General features: G+C 60.1%; 20 protein-coding genes and 1 pseudogene. 9 read left to right on the top strand and 12 right to left on the bottom strand.

The window, feature by feature from the left end; genetic code table 11:
• Positions 1 to 243 precede the first annotated feature (243 nt).
• Positions 244 to 1,002: a Nif3-like dinuclear metal center hexameric protein gene (locus GXB78_RS14475; protein ID WP_329515854.1), complete on the bottom strand. Its 759-nt coding sequence runs from the start codon at positions 1,000 to 1,002 to the stop codon at positions 244 to 246.
• A gap of 104 nt (positions 1,003 to 1,106) precedes the next feature.
• Between GXB78_RS14475 and algW the strand changes: the two genes are divergently transcribed.
• The 3 genes from algW (at position 1,107) to GXB78_RS14460 (ending at position 5,190) form a co-directional block, all read left to right on the top strand.
• On the top strand, positions 1,107 to 2,264 hold the full coding sequence (gene algW, locus GXB78_RS14470; protein WP_016770590.1) for a Do family serine endopeptidase AlgW: 1,158 nt from the start codon (positions 1,107 to 1,109) through the stop codon (positions 2,262 to 2,264).
• A gap of 88 nt (positions 2,265 to 2,352) precedes the next feature.
• On the top strand, positions 2,353 to 4,458 hold the full coding sequence (locus GXB78_RS14465) for a TonB-dependent siderophore receptor (RefSeq protein ID WP_329515853.1): 2,106 nt from the start codon (positions 2,353 to 2,355) through the stop codon (positions 4,456 to 4,458).
• Between the two features lie 12 nt (positions 4,459 to 4,470).
• Positions 4,471 to 5,190 carry a DUF4198 domain-containing protein gene (locus tag GXB78_RS14460; protein WP_329515852.1) on the top strand — a complete coding sequence of 240 codons (720 nt, stop codon included), beginning with the start codon at positions 4,471 to 4,473 and terminating at the stop codon, positions 5,188 to 5,190.
• Positions 5,191 to 5,382: 192 nt separating this feature from the next.
• Here the strand turns inward: GXB78_RS14460 and GXB78_RS14455 are convergent.
• Positions 5,383 to 5,520, bottom strand: a pseudogene (locus GXB78_RS14455) (histidinol-phosphate transaminase); the annotation flags it as partial.
• Between the two features lie 164 nt (positions 5,521 to 5,684).
• On the opposite strand from GXB78_RS14455, the gene GXB78_RS14450 reads away from it, so the two are divergent.
• Positions 5,685 to 6,071 carry a hypothetical protein gene (locus tag GXB78_RS14450; RefSeq protein ID WP_329515851.1) on the top strand — a complete coding sequence of 129 codons (387 nt, stop codon included), beginning with the start codon at positions 5,685 to 5,687 and terminating at the stop codon, positions 6,069 to 6,071.
• A gap of 52 nt (positions 6,072 to 6,123) precedes the next feature.
• On the opposite strand, the gene hisC is transcribed toward GXB78_RS14450, so the two are convergent.
• From hisC to GXB78_RS14400, 10 genes are all read right to left on the bottom strand, one after another.
• On the bottom strand, positions 6,124 to 7,176 hold the full coding sequence (hisC, locus tag GXB78_RS14445; RefSeq protein ID WP_329515850.1) for a histidinol-phosphate transaminase: 1,053 nt from the start codon (positions 7,174 to 7,176) through the stop codon (positions 6,124 to 6,126).
• A gap of 2 nt (positions 7,177 to 7,178) precedes the next feature.
• Complete coding sequence (gene hisD / locus GXB78_RS14440; protein WP_329515849.1) at positions 7,179 to 8,516, bottom strand: histidinol dehydrogenase; 1,338 nt, start codon at positions 8,514 to 8,516, stop codon at positions 7,179 to 7,181.
• Between the two features lie 126 nt (positions 8,517 to 8,642).
• The gene (gene hisG, locus GXB78_RS14435) at positions 8,643 to 9,278 is read right to left on the bottom strand and encodes an ATP phosphoribosyltransferase (RefSeq protein ID WP_123451702.1); all 636 of its coding nucleotides are present in this window, start codon (positions 9,276 to 9,278) and stop codon (positions 8,643 to 8,645) included.
• A gap of 128 nt (positions 9,279 to 9,406) precedes the next feature.
• A complete protein-coding gene (gene murA / locus GXB78_RS14430) occupies positions 9,407 to 10,672 on the bottom strand; it encodes a UDP-N-acetylglucosamine 1-carboxyvinyltransferase (RefSeq protein WP_329515848.1) in 1,266 nt (421 codons plus the stop codon).
• A gap of 22 nt (positions 10,673 to 10,694) precedes the next feature.
• Positions 10,695 to 10,934 carry a BolA family protein gene (locus GXB78_RS14425; protein WP_042608750.1) on the bottom strand — a complete coding sequence of 80 codons (240 nt, stop codon included), beginning with the start codon at positions 10,932 to 10,934 and terminating at the stop codon, positions 10,695 to 10,697.
• A 115-nt stretch (positions 10,935 to 11,049) separates the two neighbouring features.
• Positions 11,050 to 11,355 carry an STAS domain-containing protein gene (locus GXB78_RS14420; protein ID WP_329515847.1) on the bottom strand — a complete coding sequence of 102 codons (306 nt, stop codon included), beginning with the start codon at positions 11,353 to 11,355 and terminating at the stop codon, positions 11,050 to 11,052.
• Positions 11,352 to 12,005, bottom strand: coding sequence for an MlaC/ttg2D family ABC transporter substrate-binding protein (locus GXB78_RS14415; RefSeq protein ID WP_329515846.1), 654 nt, complete (start codon positions 12,003 to 12,005; stop codon positions 11,352 to 11,354). Before GXB78_RS14415 ends, GXB78_RS14420 begins: the two co-directional genes overlap by 4 nt.
• A gap of 11 nt (positions 12,006 to 12,016) precedes the next feature.
• Positions 12,017 to 12,484, bottom strand: a complete 468-nt coding sequence (gene mlaD, locus GXB78_RS14410; protein ID WP_016771673.1) for an outer membrane lipid asymmetry maintenance protein MlaD — start codon at positions 12,482 to 12,484, stop codon at positions 12,017 to 12,019.
• On the bottom strand, positions 12,484 to 13,281 hold the full coding sequence (gene mlaE / locus GXB78_RS14405) for a lipid asymmetry maintenance ABC transporter permease subunit MlaE (protein WP_039759366.1): 798 nt from the start codon (positions 13,279 to 13,281) through the stop codon (positions 12,484 to 12,486). The genes mlaD and mlaE overlap by 1 nt, the downstream gene beginning before the upstream one ends.
• Complete coding sequence (locus GXB78_RS14400) at positions 13,281 to 14,090, bottom strand: ATP-binding cassette domain-containing protein (protein ID WP_329515845.1); 810 nt, start codon at positions 14,088 to 14,090, stop codon at positions 13,281 to 13,283. Before GXB78_RS14400 ends, mlaE begins: the two co-directional genes overlap by 1 nt.
• Positions 14,091 to 14,362: 272 nt before the next feature.
• Here GXB78_RS14400 and GXB78_RS14395 point away from each other — a divergent pair, with 272 nt between their 5' ends.
• The 5 genes from GXB78_RS14395 to lptB are packed head-to-tail and all read left to right on the top strand — an operon-like array spanning position 14,363 to position 17,699.
• On the top strand, positions 14,363 to 15,337 hold the full coding sequence (locus GXB78_RS14395; RefSeq protein WP_042608754.1) for a KpsF/GutQ family sugar-phosphate isomerase: 975 nt from the start codon (positions 14,363 to 14,365) through the stop codon (positions 15,335 to 15,337).
• Entirely contained in the window at positions 15,337 to 15,861 is a 525-nt protein-coding gene (locus tag GXB78_RS14390; protein WP_016771677.1) for a KdsC family phosphatase, read from the top strand. The genes GXB78_RS14395 and GXB78_RS14390 overlap by 1 nt, the downstream gene beginning before the upstream one ends.
• Before the next feature lie 8 nt (positions 15,862 to 15,869).
• The gene (gene lptC / locus GXB78_RS14385) at positions 15,870 to 16,442 is read left to right on the top strand and encodes an LPS export ABC transporter periplasmic protein LptC (RefSeq protein WP_024011622.1); all 573 of its coding nucleotides are present in this window, start codon (positions 15,870 to 15,872) and stop codon (positions 16,440 to 16,442) included.
• On the top strand, positions 16,429 to 16,974 hold the full coding sequence (gene lptA, locus GXB78_RS14380) for a lipopolysaccharide transport periplasmic protein LptA (RefSeq protein WP_329515844.1): 546 nt from the start codon (positions 16,429 to 16,431) through the stop codon (positions 16,972 to 16,974). The genes lptC and lptA overlap by 14 nt, the downstream gene beginning before the upstream one ends.
• Entirely contained in the window at positions 16,974 to 17,699 is a 726-nt protein-coding gene (gene lptB, locus GXB78_RS14375) for an LPS export ABC transporter ATP-binding protein (protein WP_024011621.1), read from the top strand. The genes lptA and lptB overlap by 1 nt, the downstream gene beginning before the upstream one ends.
• Positions 17,700 to 17,770 lie beyond the last annotated feature (71 nt).

The following is a 17,770-nucleotide window of genomic DNA, read 5'->3' as shown; positions in this document are numbered from 1 at the left end:
GGCTACTCACGAAAGCTTTCTTATGAACGGCCAGCGGGCCGTGTTCGAGCGGGGAATCCTAGCACAGCGACCTCTTCTAATCAGGACGCCAACTAGATCGAAAGGGTATATGAATATGCCCACTCGTTTGGGCGCGCCGGCCCATGTAGGAGCTGCCGAAGGCTGCGATCTTTTGATTTTGTTTTTAAAGATCAAGATCAAAAGATCGCAGCCTTCGGCAGCTCCTACACAGCGAACGATGTGTCAGATCGGGTTGGGGCAATCGATGAAGATGTGCTCAAGGGCAAAGCGCTTCGCCAGATACTCGCCCAGCGCCTGCACGCCATAGCGTTCGGTGGCGTGGTGGCCGGCGGCGATGAAGCTGATGTCGTTTTCCCGCGCACTGTGGAAAGTCTGCTCGGAGGCCTCGCCGCTGATGAACAGATCGACACCCGCCGCCACGCCCTGATCGATATAACCCTGCCCGCCACCGGTGCACCAGCCGACGCGGCGGATCATGCCGCTGCCTTCGATTAGCAGCGGCTCGCGGCCCATGACTTCCTGCACCTTGCGCGCGAAATCCCGCGCGGTCATCGGCTCGTTCAGCGAACCGACCAGTCCGACCACTTTCGGGTTGCTCGGGTCCAGCGGCCCTTCGACAGTGATGTCGAGCTGACGCGCCAGTTGCACGTTATTACCGACGTCCGGGTGCAGATCCAGCGGCAGGTGATAAGCGAGCAGACTGATGTCGTGCTTGAGCAGGGTCTTCAAGCGGCGCTGTTTCATGCCGGTGACGCAAGGGTTTTCGCCTTTCCAGAAATAACCGTGGTGGACCAGGATCAGATCGGCCCCGGCTTCCACGGCTGCGTCCAGTAAAGCCTGGCTGGCGGTGACGCCACTGACGATACGCATCACCTGCGGGCGGCCTTCGACCTGCAATCCGTTGGGGCAATAATCGGCAATTTTTGCACTGGCCAGGTAGCGGTCGGCTTCTTCGACGAGGGTGCTGAGGGCAACGGCCATGACAGACTCCTAAATATCCCGTTCAGAGGCACGCGCGGCCTCGTATAATGCGCGACATTATGGGCGGTCTGACCTCGCCTGCAACCTTTCCAGGAACGTGCTTAATGCTCAAGGCGCTGCGTTTTTTTGGCTGGCCGCTGTTGGCCGGTGTGCTTATCGCTCTGTTGATTATTCAGCGTTACCCCGAGTGGGTCGGGCTGCCGAGCCTCGACGTCAATCTGCAACAGGCGCCACAGACAACGATCGTGCAACAGGGGCCGGTGTCCTATGCGGACGCGGTGGGCATCGCCGCGCCGTCGGTGGTCAACCTGTACACCACCAAGGTCATCAACAAACCGGCGCATCCTCTGTTCGAGGATCCGCAGTTCCGCCGCTTCTTCGGTGACAACTCGCCGAAACAGAAGCGCATGGAATCGAGCCTCGGTTCCGGGGTGATCATGAGCCCGGAAGGCTACATCCTCACCAACAACCACGTCACCAGCGGCGCCGACCAGATTGTCGTGGCGCTCAAGGATGGTCGCGAAACACTCGCGCGGGTGATCGGCAGCGATCCGGAAACCGACCTTGCTGTCCTGAAGATAGACCTGAAAAACCTGCCGGCGATCACCGTTGGCCGCTCCGACAGCATTCGCATCGGCGACGTTGCGCTGGCCATCGGCAACCCGTTCGGCGTCGGCCAGACCGTGACCATGGGCATCATCAGCGCCACCGGCCGTAATCAGTTGGGGCTGAACAACTATGAAGACTTCATCCAGACCGACGCGGCGATCAACCCGGGCAACTCCGGCGGTGCGCTGGTCGATGCCAACGGCAACCTCACCGGCATCAACACGGCGATCTTCTCCAAGTCCGGCGGCTCGCAAGGTATCGGCTTTGCCATTCCGGTGAAACTGGCGATGGAAGTGATGAAATCGATCATCGAGCACGGTCAGGTAATTCGTGGCTGGCTGGGCATCGAAGTGCAACCGCTGACCCAGGAACTGGCCGAGTCGTTTGGCTTGTCCGGGCGCCCGGGGATTGTCGTCGCAGGGATCTTCCGTGACGGCCCGGCGCAGAAAGCCGGGCTGCAACTGGGCGATGTGATTCTGAGTATAGATGGTGAGCCGGCTGGCGATGGTCGCCGTTCGATGAACCAGGTGGCGCGAATCAAACCGACCGACAAGGTCACAATCCAGGTCATGCGCAACGGCAAAGAGCTGAAGCTGACTGCTGAAATCGGCTTGCGCCCACCGCCAGCACCGGTGAAAGAAAAAGAAGAGTAAAAATGTTTTCGCGCCAGTGGCGCGAATAACAGACATTCTCAACAGGCATGTTATATTGTTTCAATTCTAGCAATTGGAACAACATAACATGTCGTCTCGCAAAAAGGCCTCGCTGCTGGGCCTGACCTTGGGTTTGCTTTGCGATCCCGCCTTCGCCGATGAACCGCAGCCCGTTGAGCTGGAAGCCATCAGCGTCACGTCCGACTACGAATCCCCCACCGGCCCGGTCAGCGGCTATCGCGCGACCCGCTCCGCCAGTGCGACCAAAACCGACACGGCGATTCGCGATATCCCACAAGCCATCAGCGTGGTCCCGGCGAGTGTGCTTTCGGATCTGGGCAGCACCAGCGTCGAGCGCGCGCTGGATTTTGCCGGCGGGGTTTCGAAGCAGAACAACTTCGGCGGCCTGACTCTGTACGAGTACAGCGTGCGCGGCTTCACCACTTCCGAGTTCTACAAGGACGGCTTCAGCGCCAATCGCGGCTACCCAAGCACGCCGGATGCGGCCAACATCGAGCGCATCGAAGTGCTCAAGGGCCCGGCTGCCAGTCTCTACGGTCGAGGCGATCCCGGCGGCACGGTGAACATCGTCACCAAGAAACCACAGCCCGAAGCATTCACTACCTTGCAGACCAGCGCCGGCAGTTGGGATCGCTATCGCACCGCACTGGACGTCAACACGCCCCTTGATGAACAGGGCAATGTGCTCTCGCGCATCAATCTCGCGGTCGAAGACAACCACAGCTTCCGCGACCACGTCGACAGCCAACGGGTCTTCGTCGCGCCCTCGATCAGTTGGCAGTTGAACCCGGACACTTCGCTGCTGGTGGAAAGCGAAATTGTCCGTCACAACTCGACGTTCGATCGTGGTGTAGTGGCGCCGAACAATAAATGGAGCGGCGTATCCCGTTCGACCTTCCTCGGCGAACCCAACGACGGCAACATCGACAACCACAACAACCTGCTCCAGGCCACCCTTGAACACCATCTGAACGACAGCTGGAAACTGCGTCTGGCCAGTCATTACAAGGAGGGCAAACTCTGGGGCGACGCCTCGGAACAACGAGCGCTGAACGCCGATGGCCACACGGTCAACCGCCGCTTGCGCGAACGCGATACGAGTTGGCACGACAGCATCACCCAACTGGAACTGCGCGGTCTGTTCGACCTCGGTCCGTGGCAGCATGAATTGCTGATCGGCACCGAGTACGAGAATTACCGCAAGGACGAACGCGTCACCACCATCGCCGGCGGCCCCTACGCCATCGACATCTACAAGCCGGTTTACGGCCAGCCGAAACCCAATGGTGCACGCTCGGGCACTGACTTCTTCGAACACGTCGAAAGTCACGCGCTGAACCTGCAAGACCAGATCATCTTCACCGACAAACTGCGCGGCATGCTCGGCGCGCGCTTCGAGCACTTCGATCAGCGCATCGACGATCACAGCCGTAACGCCAAGAGCCAGCAACGCCACGACGCGCTGACCCAACGCGCCGGCTTGCTCTATCAACTCACGCCGACTACCGGCCTGTTCGCCAACGCCTCGACTTCGTTCAAACCGAACAATGGCCTGGACGCTTCCGGCAAATCCTTCGACCCGGAAGAAGGTGTCGGTTACGAAGTGGGGATCAAGAACGAACTGTTCGATGAGCGCGTGAGCAGCACCCTCGCCTTCTTCCACATCGACAAGGAAAACGTCCTCGCCCTCGACCCGGGCACCGACACCAGCCGCGCCATCGGCAAGGCGCGCAGTCAGGGTTTCGATTGGCAAGTAAGCGGCCAGGTCACCGACGCGGTGCGGGTCATCGGCGCCTTCGCCTACATCGACGCCGAGGTGACCAAGGGCGACGCGACCATTGCGACCGGCAGCCGCATCCTCGGCGTGGCCAAACGCAGCGGCAGTCTGCTGGGTGTGTATGAATTTCAGGATGGGCGTCTGCGCGGCTCGGACGTCGGCGCAGCGTTCACTTACGTCGGCGATCGCTCGGGCGAGTCAGGCAGCGACTTCGAATTGCCGGCCTATCAGACCGTCGACTTGCTCGCCCACTACAAGGCCAGCGACAACGTCACGCTCGGCCTGAATCTGAACAACATCTTCGACGAAAAATACTACGAGCGCTCCTACAGCAATTACTGGGTCAACCCCGGCGAGCCACGCAATTTCACCGTCAGCCTGACACTCAACCTGTAAAAGGACGTCACCATGCACTACGGCAAACCCCTTCTGCTCATCGCTGCGCTGTTCACCGGCCAGGTGTCGGCGCACGGTCTGTGGACAGAGGAACGACGCGGCAACATCGAAGTGATCTACGGTCACGGCGCTGAAGACAACTCCTTCAAGGCGCGGAAAATCAGCGGGGCCTGGGCTTATGATGCCGGCGGCAAGATGATCCCGGTCAGCGTCGAGCGCCTGGCCGATCATGCCCGACTGAAACCGTTGAAGCCGCCGGCGGTGATGGCCGTGGCGCTGAACAATGGCATGTGGTCGCAGACGGCGGACAAGAAGTGGGTCAACGAGGGCCGCAGCAAAGTGCCCGGCGCCACCGAGGCCACGCAGACTTTCAAGTACAGCCTGGCGATCTATCAGCCGGGGGCAAAGTTGCCGAAACTGGACCAGATCAAACTGCTGATCCTGCCGGAAGTTGATCCGCTTACCGTCGGACCGGGCAAATCGTTGCCAGTGCGGGTGCTGCTCGATGGCAAACCAGCGGCGGGGGTGAAGTTGTATGGCGATTACCGCAGTTCGCCAAATACGCTGAGCACCGAGACCGACAAGGATGGGCGTGCGCAGGTGCTGGTGAGAAATGAGGGTTTGAACGTGATTGCGGCGCAGGTTGAAGTGCCGGTGAGGGACAGCGTGGATGTGGATAGTCGAGGGTTGTTCAGTTCGCTGACGTTCCTCGGCGAGCCGCATCACGAGTAAAAAGCTTCCCTCACCCCAGCCCTCTCCCGGAGGGAGAGGGGGCCGACCGAGTTGTCTTGCGGGATACATCGACCTGAGAAACCGAGTCGATTATGGATTCACCACAAATCGTTCAAGCCGGCGTACCTCTGCATATTCCCCATTCAGTTCCCTCTCCCTTTGGGAGAGGGTTAGGGTGAGGGGCTTTTGCTTTTAGAGGTCGCCCAGCCCATCGATCAACGCCTGATTCTGCTCCGGCGTGCCAATCGAGATCCGCAGGAATTGCGCAATCCGCTCTTGCTTGAAGTGCCGGACGATCACCCCCTGCTCGCGCAGCCTTGGCGCAGTCTGAGGCTAGACTTTTAACGAAGCTCATAACCATAAGTACGGTTTGAATGAATATTCCCGACTAAAACGATCTCATAGACTGTCATTTCTGTCAGTGGTATGAGCACACGCAAATACCTAATCTGATCCTGTTTCCTCATGCTTTCAACGATAGGCAGGTGATAGACATGGACATCCTCGACAAGCTAAAAAAAGCAAAGGTAAAGGCTAGTGGTTCGTTCAGTGTTCGGCTCGGCGACAACGGAGGCTTCGACGCGGTTCTCGTTAACTTGGTCCCGACTGGAGACGGCGGCGGAATTCTTTTAGGCGCGAACGGATCCGACACGGTGATGATTGGCCATCCAGAGCTTGCGGCGGGTCAGCACACGGTGCAGTTGAAAGAAGGCGACGCACGTACATCTGTCAGGGGGATTTCCTACGTGGCCGAAAGCGGACAGGTGGAAATGGATGTGAACTCCCCGCTGACGTCAGCAAAGGGTGAATACCGTTTCAAAACCAAGGACGGAATCGAAGTCAGTGGTGAATTCAATATCAATGCCGTGGTCATCGCTTAAAAATCACCCCGGCTATTGAACAATCAAGGAGCCGGGGGAGCGGCGCCAGACGTCAGGCCTGATCCAATCCGTCAATCAACGCCTGATTCTGCTCCGGCGTGCCAATCGAGATCCGCAGGAACTGTGCAATCCGCTCTTGCTTGAAGTGCCGCACGATGACGCCCTGCTCACGCAACTTGGCCGCCAGCCCCGCCGCGTCATGTTGCGGATGCCGGGCGAAGATGAAGTTGGCCGCCGATGGCAGCACTTCAAAGCCCTTGGCCTGCAATTGCGCCACCACCCAATCGCGGCTGTCGATCACCTGACGACAGGTCTTGTCGAAATACTCGCGATCTTCGAAAGCTGCCGCCGCACCGACAATCGCCAGACGATCCAGCGGATAGGAGTTGAAGCTGTTCTTGATCCGCTCCAGCGCCTCGATCAGATCAGGATGCCCTACCGCCAGACCGACACGCAGGCCAGCCAGCGAACGGGACTTGGACAATGTCTGCGTCACCAGCAGGTTCGGATAACGGTCCACCAGACTGATCGCGGTTTCGCCGCCAAAGTCGATGTAAGCCTCGTCCACCACGACCACCGAATCCGGACTGGCCTTGAGGATCTGCTCAACCGCGTCCAGCGCCAGCAGGCAACCGGTCGGGGCGTTCGGGTTGGGGAAAATGATCCCGCCATTCGGTTTGGCATAGTCGGCCGGGTTGATCTGGAATTGCGCATCCAGCGGCACTGCATCGAATTCAATGCCATACAACCCGCAGTAGACCGGATAGAAGCTGTAGCTGATGTCCGGGAACAGAATCGGCTGATCGTGCTGCAGCAAACCGTGGAAGATGTGCGCGAGCACTTCGTCGGAACCGTTGCCGAGGAACACCTGACTGGTTTGCACGCCGTAGTATTCGGCCACGGCGTTTTTCAACAGATCACTGTTTGGATCCGGATACAGGCGCAGATTGTCGTTGAGCTCGGCTTGCATCGCCGCCAATGCTTTTGGCGACGGGCCGTAGGGGTTTTCGTTGGTGTTGAGCTTGACCAGTCTGGTCAGCTTCGGCTGTTCGCCCGGCACATAAGGCACCAGATCCTTGACGAACGGGCTCCAGAATTTACTCATGCTCATTCCCCCTGCCCTTTCAGAAACTCTTCATCTTTGATGCGGTATTCGGCGCTGCGCGCGTGGGCGCTAAGCGATTCGCCACGGGCCAGTACCGATGCAGTCTTGCCCAGCTCGGAAGCACCGGCCTCGGAGCAGAAGATGATCGAAGAACGTTTCTGGAAATCGTAGACACCCAGCGGCGAGGAGAAACGCGCAGTGCCCGAAGTCGGCAATACGTGGTTCGGGCCGGCGCAGTAGTCGCCCAGCGCTTCGGAGGTGTGGCGGCCCATGAAGATCGCGCCAGCGTGACGGATCTGCGGCAGCCAGGCTTGTGGATCAGCGACCGACAATTCCAGGTGTTCCGGGGCGATGCGATTGGCGACTTCGATGGCCTGGGCCATGTCGCTGACCTGGATCAGCGCGCCACGGCCATTGATCGAGGTCTCGATGATGGTTGCGCGGTCCATGGTCGGCAGCAGTTTGTCGATGCTCGCCGCTACCTTGTCGAGGAACTCGGCGTCGGGGCTGACCAGAATCGCTTGCGCGTCCTCGTCGTGCTCCGCCTGGGAGAACAGGTCCATGGCGATCCAGTCCGGATCGGTCTGGCCGTCGCAGACCACGAGGATTTCCGAAGGGCCGGCGATCATGTCGATGCCGACCTGGCCGAAAACGTGGCGTTTGGCGGTGGCGACATAAATGTTGCCCGGGCCGACGACCTTGTCGACACGCGGCACGCTTTCGGTGCCGTAAGCCAGCGCGGCAACCGCTTGCGCACCGCCGATGGTGAACACACGATCGACGCCGGCAATGCAGGCAGCCGCCAGCACCAGTTCGTTGAGTTCACCGCGCGGGGTCGGCACGACCATCACCACTTCGGTCACGCCGGCAACCTTGGCCGGAATCGCGTTCATCAGTACCGACGACGGATACGAGGCCTTGCCACCCGGCACATACAGGCCGGCACGATCCAGCGGCGTGACTTTCTGGCCGAGCACCGTGCCGTCGGCTTCGGTGTAGCTCCAGGAGTCCTGCTTCTGCTTTTCGTGATAGCTGCGCACCCGGGCGGCGGCTTTTTCCAGTGCTTCGCGCTGTGGCACGGTGATGCGGGTCAGGGCCAGTTCGAGGCGCTCACGCGGCAGGATCAGGTCGGCCATCGAAGCGACTTCAAGACCATCGAACTTCTGGGTGAACTCGACCAGCGCCGCGTCACCGCGTTCACGCACAGCCTTGATGATGTCCAGCACGCGCTGATTGACCGAGTCGTCAGACACACTTTCCCAGCTCAGCAGATGATCCAGATGATGTGCGAAATCCGGGTCAGCAGCGTTGAGTCGGCGAATTGCAGTCGGTGCGGTCATAGCGAGAGCCTCATAGGAATTGGCAAAAAACTCAGGCGCCCGAAACTAGCATTCGATCCGCTTGGGCACCTGAGAATTCTGGCTATGAGGCGGATAGACGGCGCGACCTCGGGTCGCGCAGGTAGATCAGCCGCGGTGTCGCGATTCCACTGCGTTGCGCAGGGTGTCGATCAACGCCTGGATTCGGGCGTGCTGCATTTTCATTGAAGCCTTGTTGACCACCAGGCGCGAGCTGATCGTGGCGATCAGTTCCTGGGGCTCCAGGCCGTTGGCGCGCAGGGTGTTGCCGGTGTCGACCACGTCGATGATCTTGTCGGCCAGACCGATCAGCGGCGCCAGTTCCATCGAGCCGTACAGCTTGATGATATCGACCTGACGGCCCTGCTCGGCGTAGTAACGCTTGGCAACATTGACGAACTTGGTCGCCACACGCAGACGGCCCTTGGGCTCCGGCGCGCCGATCTTGCCGGCGGTCATCAGCTTGCACTGGGCGATCTGCAGGTCCAGCGGCTCATACAGGCCCTGGCCGCTGTATTCCATCAGCACGTCCTTGCCGGCAACGCCGAGGTCGGCCGCGCCATGCTCGACATAGGTCGGCACGTCGGTGGCACGCACGATCAGCAGACGCACGTCGTCCTGGGTCGTGGGGATAATCAGCTTGCGGCTCTTGTCCGGATTCTCGGTCGGCACGATGCCCGCTTCAGCGAGAAGCGGCAGAGTGTCGTCAAGGATGCGGCCCTTGGACAGTGCGATGGTCAACATGGGAAACGTCAGTCCTTATCAAGGTACTCATGCCCGGTCGCAGTCGGCGCCGGACACACATCGAGGGTGCGCACACCCTCGACTCGAAACGAATTCAGTGGACACGTCCGTGTGTCCCGATGCAGCGATCAGCCCGGAACGCGACGGATCTTGGCACCCAGCATTTGCAGTTTTTCTTCGATGCACTCGTAACCACGGTCGATGTGGTAGATGCGGTCGATCAGCGTGTCGCCTTCGGCAACCAGCGCCGAGATCACCAGACTGGCCGATGCGCGCAGGTCGGTAGCCATCACTGGCGCGCCCTTGAGCTTCTCGATACCGGTGACGATCGCGGTGTTGCCTTCAACCTGGATATGCGCGCCCATGCGGTGCAGCTCGTAGACGTGCATGAAACGGTTTTCGAAGATCGTCTCGATCACTGCACCGGTGCCTTCGGCAATGGCGTTGAGCGAGATGAACTGTGCCTGCATGTCGGTAGGGAACGCCGGGTACGGCGCGGTGCGCACGTTGACCGCTTTCGGGCGCTTGCCGTGCATGTTCAGCTCGATCCAGTCTTCACCGCAGGTGATTTCCGCACCGGCTTCACGCAGTTTTTCCAGCACCGCTTCGAGGATGGTCGGATCGGTGTCCTTGACCTTGACGCGGCCACCCGTGACGGCAGCGGCGACCAGATAGGTGCCGGTTTCGATCCGGTCAGGCATGACCTTGTAGAACGCCGAACCCAGACGCTCGACGCCATCGATGGTGATGGTGTCGGTGCCGGCACCGGAAACCTTGGCGCCCATGGCATTGAGGAAGTTCGCCAGGTCGACCACTTCAGGTTCGCGAGCGGCGTTCTGCAACACGCTGCGACCCTTGGCCAGGGCAGCGGCCATCATGATGTTCTCGGTACCGGTCACGCTCACGGTGTCGAAGAAGAAGTGCGCGCCGCGCAGGCCACCTTCCGGCGCCTTGGCCTTGATGTAGCCGCCTTCGACGTCAATGATTGCGCCCATGGCTTCGAGACCACGGATATGCAGGTCGACCGGACGCGAGCCGATGGCGCAACCGCCAGGCAGTGCCACTTCGGCTTCACCGAAACGCGCGACCATCGGGCCGAGCACAAGGATCGACGCACGCATGGTTTTCACCAGTTCGTACGGCGCGATCAGGGTCTTGATGGTGCGCGGGTCGATTTCGACGCTGAGCTTCTCGTCGATCACAGGCTCAATGCCCATGCGCCCGAAGAGCTCGATCATGGTGGTGATGTCGTGCAGGTGCGGCAGGTTGCCAACGGTGACCGGACCATCGCACAGCAAGGTCGCGGCCAGGATCGGCAGGGCGGAGTTCTTCGCGCCGGAAATGCGGATCTCGCCATCAAGACGAGCGCCACCGGTAATAATCAATTTATCCATTAGTATCTCGACGCCCTAGGGCTCAGGTGCGCTCGGCCCAGGCCGCGCTGCTGAAAAATTTCATAGTGACCGCATGGATGCTGCCATCGACGATCCATGGGTTCAAATGGGCATAGACCTGCTGCTGACGCTTCACCGGGCTCAACGCCGCCAGTTCATCGCTGATCACGTTCAGCTGGAAGTTGCAGCCTTCGCCTTCAACTTCTACCAGCGTTCCTGGCAGCTTTCCTTCAAGGAAGCTCTTCACTTCTACGGCCTGCATGCTCAACCTCAATCGGCGCCCTGTGCGCACGGGTCGGACATCATACAAAAAAGCCCCGCGCCTGCGAACCCCGCGACGCAGGACTCTGACGGGGGGCTTGTTTACAGATGATGGTTCAGGGGTGCGCCAACAGCTCCGTCAACTCGCTGACCTGAGCGATTTCGCGCATGTCTTCGGGCATCGCGCGGATGCTGACGGCCTTGCCGGCCGCCTGAGCATCACGCATGAAGCACAGCAGCAACGACAGGCCGACGCTGCTGGACTTCTGCACCGCCGAACAATCGATGACCAGCGTCGACGCCTTGCTCGACTTGATCAGCGCCTGCCCTTCCTTACGCAGGTCGGGCCCGGTGCGGTAATCCAGCACGCCGCTGAGCACCAGCTCGTCGACATCACTCATCCGTACTGCCGCCTCACTCATTGCGCTGGCTTCGCGGCGGCTTTGTCGGTTTCCTGCTTGGCCTTGGCCACTTCACCGGCCCAGCCATCGATGGTCTTGTCCAGATCGTTGCCATTGCGCTGCATGGCATCGGCGAACTGGTCACGGAACAACTTGCCGATGTTGATACCGTTGATGATCACATTGCGCAGCTTCCACTCGCCGCCGATCTTCTCAAGGGTGTACTGCACTGGATAGATCGCGCCATTGCTGCCCTTGACGGTCATGTTGACGCTGGTGCGGTCGCCCGATTCGTCTTTGGCCGGGTCAACCGTGATGCCCTGGTTGTTGTATTCCAGCAGAGCGTTGCCGTAGAACTGGAACAGACCGCGCTTGAAGTTTTCCTGGAAGCGCTGCATCTGCGCAGGCGTGGCCTTGCGCGAATACTTCACGGTCATGATGCTTTTGGAGATGCCCTCGGCATCCACCACGGGCCCCACAATGCTGTTCAGCGCCGCGTAGAAATCCTGCGGATCCTGCTTGTACTTCTCTTTATTGGCCTGCAAATCGGCAAGCATCCGGTTCGTGGTGTCCTGAATCAGGTCATGAGCCGATTGCCCCGGTGCAGCGTTAGCCATCAACGGCAGGGCCGCGAGTAACACCAACAGGCCACGTCGCAAGATAGAGATCATTCAAAAGCTCCTCATTTGGCGTCTTTGCTAACGGTATTGAGCAGGAATTTACCGATCAGGTCTTCCAGTACCAGTGACGACTGCGTGTCGTGGATGGTTCCACCGTCTTTCAACTGGGTGTCTTCACCGCCGACACTGATACCGATGTATTTCTCGCCCAGCAGACCCGCGGTGAGGATAGACGCAGTCGAGTCAACCGGCAGGTTGTCGACCTTTTTATCCACCTGCAGCGTGACCCGACCGGTGAAGCTGTCGCGATCCAGATCGATGGCGGTGACCTTGCCGATGGTCACACCGGCCATGGTCACTTTCGCTCTGACCGTCAGACCGGCGATATTGTCAAAGTAGGCGTACAACTTATAAGTGTCGGTGGACGAAGTCGGAGACAGGCCGCTGACGCGCAGGGCGAGCAGCAGCAAAGCCAGGATCCCTGCCAGCAGGAACAGGCCGACACCGATTTCCAGGGTGCGGTTTTGCATCAGAAATCTCCAAACATCAAAGCGGTCAGAATAAAGTCCAGACCGAGCACTGCCAGCGAGGCAAACACCACGGTCTTGGTAGTGGCACGACTGATTCCCTCGGAAGTGGGTTCACAGTCATAGCCTTGGAATACGGCAATCCAGGTCACCACAAAGGCGAAGACAACACTCTTGATCACGCCATTGAGCACATCACTGGTGAAGGTCACGCTGTTCTGCATGTTCGCCCAGTACGAGCCTTCGTAGACGCCCAGCCAGTCGACCGCGACCCACGAACCGCCCCAGATGCCGACGACGCTGAAGATCATCGCCAGCACCGGCAGGGAAATGAAGCCGGCCCACAGGCGCGGTGCAATGATGTACTTGAGCGGGTCGACACCGATCATTTCCAGGCTGGACAGCTGCTCGGTGGATTTCATGTTGCCGATCTCGGCGGTCAGCGCCGAACCGGCGCGCCCGGCAAACAGCAACGCCGTGACCACCGGTCCCAGTTCACGCAGCAACGTCAGGGCGACCATCTGCCCCACCGCCTGCTCTGAACCATAGCTGGACAGAATGCTGAAGCCCTGCAGCGCGAGGACCATGCCGATGAAGATGCCGGAAACGACGATGATCACCAGCGACATGACGCCGACCGAGTGCAACTGCTTGATCAACAGACCGAAACCACCGCTGATACCGCCACGGCCCAGCAGGGCGTGAAACAGGAACAGGGTCGCTCGACCAAACACCGCGACCGCGTCGATCGCCGATTCGCCGAACCGACGCACGCGTTCCATCAATGAAATTCTGCGCATCAGCGCTTCCCCAGAAGATCTGCGCGGTAATCCGTCGCTGGAAAATGGTAGGGCACCGGACCATCGGGATCGCCGGTCATGAACTGGCGGATACGCGGCTCATCCGAATTCATCAGCTCATCCGGCGTGCCCTGCCCCAGCACCTGACCATCGCCCACTACATAGATGTAGTCGGCAATGCTCGCGGTTTCCGCCAGGTCATGGGACACCACGATGCTGGTGATGCCCAAGGCATCGTTGAGCAGGCGGATCAGGCGCACCAGCACGCCCATGGCGATCGGGTCCTGCCCCACGAAGGGCTCGTCGTACATGAGAATCTGCGGATCGAGGGCAATCGCCCGGGCCAGTGCCACTCGGCGCTTCATGCCGCCGGACAGTTCGTCCGGCATCAGTTCGATGGCACCGCGCAGCCCCACGGCCTGCAACTTGAGCAGGACGATGTCGCGGATCATGTCTTCCGGCAGCTCGGTGTGAACCCGCAGCGGAAAGGCGACGTTCTCGAACACATCGAGATCGGTAAACAGCGCACCGCTCTGAAACAGCACGCCCATGTGCTTGCGCGCGTCGAACAGGTCACTGCGCGACAGCGTCGGCAGGTTCTGCCCGTTGACCCAGACTTCGCCGCTGGACGGCCGCAACTGCGCGCCCATCAGACGCAGCAGCGTGGTCTTGCCGCAGCCGGAAGGCCCCATGATGCCGGTGACCTTGCCGCGCGGGATGCGGATATCGACGTTATTGAAAATGCTCCGCGCACCGCGCTTGAAGGAAACTCCCTTCAGCTCGACCGCGTAGGCGTTATCGGCACTCATCTAAACTCCTTGCGATGCAGCCTCTCACTGGGATGCCAGACTTTCCTCGGAAACACCTGCATCCCGGGCAGGCCGAACTGGCGGCGAACTATATCACTGCAAAGGCTGAGCGCCCAAGCGAGAACCCGGCCAGAATCGCCGACACATGAGGCTCGCAGCGACTTTCGGAGGGTTTTGGTAACCAGTAATGACAAAGCACGACGAACTTGCGTGAGGCTTTGCCACATAACCGCTATAATCGCCGCCTTTTCATCGGGCCATACGATTCTGACATGAGCAAAACCCGCGACCTGATTCAGTCGGCACAACGCACCATCCGCCTCGAAGTGGAAGCCGTCCAAGGCTTGATGGCCCATATCGACGCCGATTTCGTACGCGCTTGCGAGATGATTCTGGCCAGCAAGGGCCGCGTGGTCGTGGTCGGCATGGGCAAATCCGGACACATCGGCAACAAGATCGCCGCGACGCTGGCCAGCACCGGCACTCCGGCGTTTTTCGTGCATCCGGCGGAAGCCAGCCATGGCGACATGGGCATGATCACCCGCGACGACGTCATCTTGGCGCTGTCGAATTCCGGCTCGACCAACGAAATCATAACGCTGCTGCCATTGATCAAACGCCTGGGTATCCAGCTGATCAGCGTCACCGGCAACCCGCAGTCGCCGTTGGCGAAGGCTGCCGAGGTCAATCTCAATGTGCACGTCGAGCACGAAGCCTGCCCGTTGAATCTGGCACCGACATCTTCGACCACCGCAGCGCTGGTCATGGGTGACGCCCTGGCCGTGGCCTTGCTGGAAGCGCGCGGGTTTACCGCCGAAGACTTTGCCTTCTCGCATCCGGGCGGCGCCCTTGGCCGGCGCCTGTTGCTGAAAGTGGAAAACGTCATGCACGCCGGGGAGGAGTTGCCGCAAGTACAACGCGGCACCCTGCTCAAGGACGCGCTGATGGAAATGACCCGCAAGGGCCTCGGCATGACCGCTATCCTTGAGGCCGACGGCAAACTCGCCGGGATCTTCACCGACGGCGATTTGCGCCGCACCCTGGACCGCACCATCGACATTCGCAACGCGACCATCGATGAAGTGATGACCGCACACGGCAAAACCGCGCGGCCCGACATGCTTGCCGCTGAAGCCCTGAAAATCATGGAAGACCATCGAATCAGCGCCTTGGTAGTCGTCGACGAAGAGGACCGCCCGATCGGCGCCTTCAACCTCTCCGATCTGCTGCGCGCAGGAGTCATGTAATGAGCAACGATCTGCTGCAACGCGGCAAAGCGATCAAACTGGCAGTCTTCGACGTCGACGGTGTGCTCACCGACGGCCGTCTGTACTTCCTCGAAGACGGCAGCGAGTTCAAGACCTTCAACACCCTCGACGGTCAGGGCATCAAAATGCTGATGAATGCCGGCGTGCAAACCGCGATCATCAGCGGTCGCAAGACCCCGGTGGTCGAGCGCCGCGCGAAGAACCTAGGCATCCCGCACCTGTTTCAGGGGCGTGAAGACAAATTGGTGGTGCTCGACGGCCTGCTCGCGCAACTGGGCCTAAGCTATGAAGAAGTCGCCTATCTGGGCGACGATCTGCCAGACTTGCCGGTGATCCGCCGCGTAGGGCTGGGCATGGCGGTGGCCAACGCTGCCGATTTCGTCCGCGAACACGCCCACGGCGTTACCCGCGCCCGTGGCGGCGAAGGTGCCGCCCGCGAATTCTGCGAATTGATCCTGCGCGCCCAGGGCCGCCTCGAAGCGGCCAACGCCGCGTACCTGTGAGCCTGACCATGTTTAGCAAAAAGTTTCGCAACTTCCTGCTGTTCGGCTGCATCGCGGCGATTTTCGCTGCGGTCGGCTACTGGAACATCAGCCCGGAGCGCTTCCTCGACAAGCCACCGGTCTCGGCAGCCGAGAATCCGATCGACTGGTACGCGACCAACACGCACACCATTCAGTACCTGCCCGACGGCAAGGTGCAGTACGAGATGACTTCGGACAAGGCCGAGCACGTCAAGGCCACCGATGTCACTCTGGTGACCAAGCCTGATTTGAATATGTATCGCGGCACCGACTTCCCATGGCACGTGACCAGCGAGCGCGGCGAAGTGAACTCCGGCGGTACCGAGGTGGAATTGATCGATTCGGTCCGCGTACAGCGCACCGATGAGAAACAGCGCGGCACCCTGATCACCAGCACCCGCATGACCGTGTTCCCGCAGCAGGAATATGCGCAGACTGCGCAACCCGTTAGAATCGAGGGCGCTGGCGGCGTGTCGACTGGCGTCGGAATGAAAGCGTACCTGAAGGACAGCAGGATACACCTGCAATCGAACGTAAGAGGACAGTATGAGGCTCGTTAAAACCCTCCCTATTTTGCTCAGTCTGGGCGCAGCACTGGGAAGCGCGAGCGCCTGGTCCCTGCCGAACGATCAGCAGCAACCTATCCGCATTCAGGCCGACGACGCCCAGCTGGACGACAAGAATGGCATCGCCACCTATAAAGGTGACGTGATCATTACCCAGGGCTCGATGATCGTCAAAGGCAACACCGTAACCATGACCCGTGCGCCCAATGGCGACATCGACGTGGTGACCTCGGTGGGCAATCTGGCTTACTTCGAGCAGTTGCAGACCCAGGGCGACGCCAACCCGGTCAGGGGCTACGGCGTAACCATTCAGTACCACGCCCAGCAGAACCGCGTGGTGCTGATCGACAAGGCCAAGGTTATCGACAAGGATGACAACGTCACCCAGGGCGAAAAAATCGTCTACGACACCGTGAAGAAACTGGCCAGCGCCGGTCGCGCCACGGGCAGCAAGGTCACCGAATCGCGTCCGCGCATCGACATGGTGATCCAGCCGAAGAAGAAAACCGAAGAGAAAACCCAGTAATGGCAACTCTGAAAGCTCAGCACTTGGCCAAGGCCTATAAAAGCCGCCAGGTCGTGCGTGACGTCAGCCTGTCGATCGACAGCGGGCAGATCGTCGGCCTGCTCGGCCCGAACGGCGCCGGCAAGACGACCTGCTTCTACATGATCGTCGGCTTGGTGCAGGCCGATCAGGGCCGTGTGCTGATCGATGATCTGGACGTCAGCCACCAGCCGATGCACGGTCGCGCCAAGGCCGGTATCGGCTATCTGCCGCAAGAAGCGTCGATCTTCCGCAAGCTGTCGGTCGCCGACAACATCATGGCGATACTCGAGACTCGCCCGGAACTCGACAAGGCCGGCCGTCGCAAGGAGCTGGAAAGCCTGCTGCAGGAATTCCACATCAGCCACATCCGCGACAACCTCGGCATGAGCCTGTCCGGTGGCGAGCGTCGCCGGGTGGAAATCGCTCGCGCTCTGGCCACTGCGCCGAAATTCATCCTGCTCGACGAACCGTTCGCCGGTGTCGACCCGATCTCGGTCGGCGACATCAAGCAGATCATCCACCACCTCAAGGCCAAGGGCATCGGCGTACTGATCACCGACCACAACGTGCGTGAGACGCTGGATATCTGCGAAACCGCTTACATCGTCAACGACGGTCAACTGATCGCCGAGGGCGATGCCGAGACCATCCTGGCCAACGATCTGGTCAAGGAAGTGTATCTGGGTCACGAGTTCCGCCTGTAAGCGCGACAGCGCTGTATCGATTCAAGGCGCATTTATCCGCTTTAATTGTTACAGCGCTCTAGGCAAACACT

The organism is Pseudomonas moraviensis subsp. stanleyae (assembly GCF_036283065.1).
GTDB lineage: Bacteria > Pseudomonadota > Gammaproteobacteria > Pseudomonadales > Pseudomonadaceae > Aquipseudomonas > Aquipseudomonas stanleyae.
This window is presented reverse-complemented; position numbering and strand designations above follow the sequence as displayed.

Bases quoted from the DNA above. Each gene is read 5' to 3' on its own strand.
- GXB78_RS14475 (WP_329515854.1), bottom strand. From the start codon at position 1,002: ATGGCCGTTGCCCTCAGCACCCTCGTCGAAGAAGCCGACCGCTACCTG.
- algW (WP_016770590.1), top strand. From the start codon at position 1,107: ATGCTCAAGGCGCTGCGTTTTTTTGGCTGGCCGCTGTTGGCCGGTGTG.
- GXB78_RS14465 (WP_329515853.1), top strand. From the start codon at position 2,353: ATGTCGTCTCGCAAAAAGGCCTCGCTGCTGGGCCTGACCTTGGGTTTG.
- GXB78_RS14460 (WP_329515852.1), top strand. From the start codon at position 4,471: ATGCACTACGGCAAACCCCTTCTGCTCATCGCTGCGCTGTTCACCGGC.
- GXB78_RS14450 (WP_329515851.1), top strand. From the start codon at position 5,685: ATGGACATCCTCGACAAGCTAAAAAAAGCAAAGGTAAAGGCTAGTGGT.
- hisC (WP_329515850.1), bottom strand. From the start codon at position 7,176: ATGAGTAAATTCTGGAGCCCGTTCGTCAAGGATCTGGTGCCTTATGTG.
- hisD (WP_329515849.1), bottom strand. From the start codon at position 8,516: ATGACCGCACCGACTGCAATTCGCCGACTCAACGCTGCTGACCCGGAT.
- hisG (WP_123451702.1), bottom strand. From the start codon at position 9,278: ATGTTGACCATCGCACTGTCCAAGGGCCGCATCCTTGACGACACTCTG.
- murA (WP_329515848.1), bottom strand. From the start codon at position 10,672: ATGGATAAATTGATTATTACCGGTGGCGCTCGTCTTGATGGCGAGATC.
- GXB78_RS14425 (WP_042608750.1), bottom strand. From the start codon at position 10,934: ATGCAGGCCGTAGAAGTGAAGAGCTTCCTTGAAGGAAAGCTGCCAGGA.
- GXB78_RS14420 (WP_329515847.1), bottom strand. From the start codon at position 11,355: ATGAGTGAGGCGGCAGTACGGATGAGTGATGTCGACGAGCTGGTGCTC.
- GXB78_RS14415 (WP_329515846.1), bottom strand. From the start codon at position 12,005: ATGATCTCTATCTTGCGACGTGGCCTGTTGGTGTTACTCGCGGCCCTG.
- mlaD (WP_016771673.1), bottom strand. From the start codon at position 12,484: ATGCAAAACCGCACCCTGGAAATCGGTGTCGGCCTGTTCCTGCTGGCA.
- mlaE (WP_039759366.1), bottom strand. From the start codon at position 13,281: ATGCGCAGAATTTCATTGATGGAACGCGTGCGTCGGTTCGGCGAATCG.
- GXB78_RS14400 (WP_329515845.1), bottom strand. From the start codon at position 14,090: ATGAGTGCCGATAACGCCTACGCGGTCGAGCTGAAGGGAGTTTCCTTC.
- GXB78_RS14395 (WP_042608754.1), top strand. From the start codon at position 14,363: ATGAGCAAAACCCGCGACCTGATTCAGTCGGCACAACGCACCATCCGC.
- GXB78_RS14390 (WP_016771677.1), top strand. From the start codon at position 15,337: ATGAGCAACGATCTGCTGCAACGCGGCAAAGCGATCAAACTGGCAGTC.
- lptC (WP_024011622.1), top strand. From the start codon at position 15,870: ATGTTTAGCAAAAAGTTTCGCAACTTCCTGCTGTTCGGCTGCATCGCG.
- lptA (WP_329515844.1), top strand. From the start codon at position 16,429: ATGAGGCTCGTTAAAACCCTCCCTATTTTGCTCAGTCTGGGCGCAGCA.
- lptB (WP_024011621.1), top strand. From the start codon at position 16,974: ATGGCAACTCTGAAAGCTCAGCACTTGGCCAAGGCCTATAAAAGCCGC.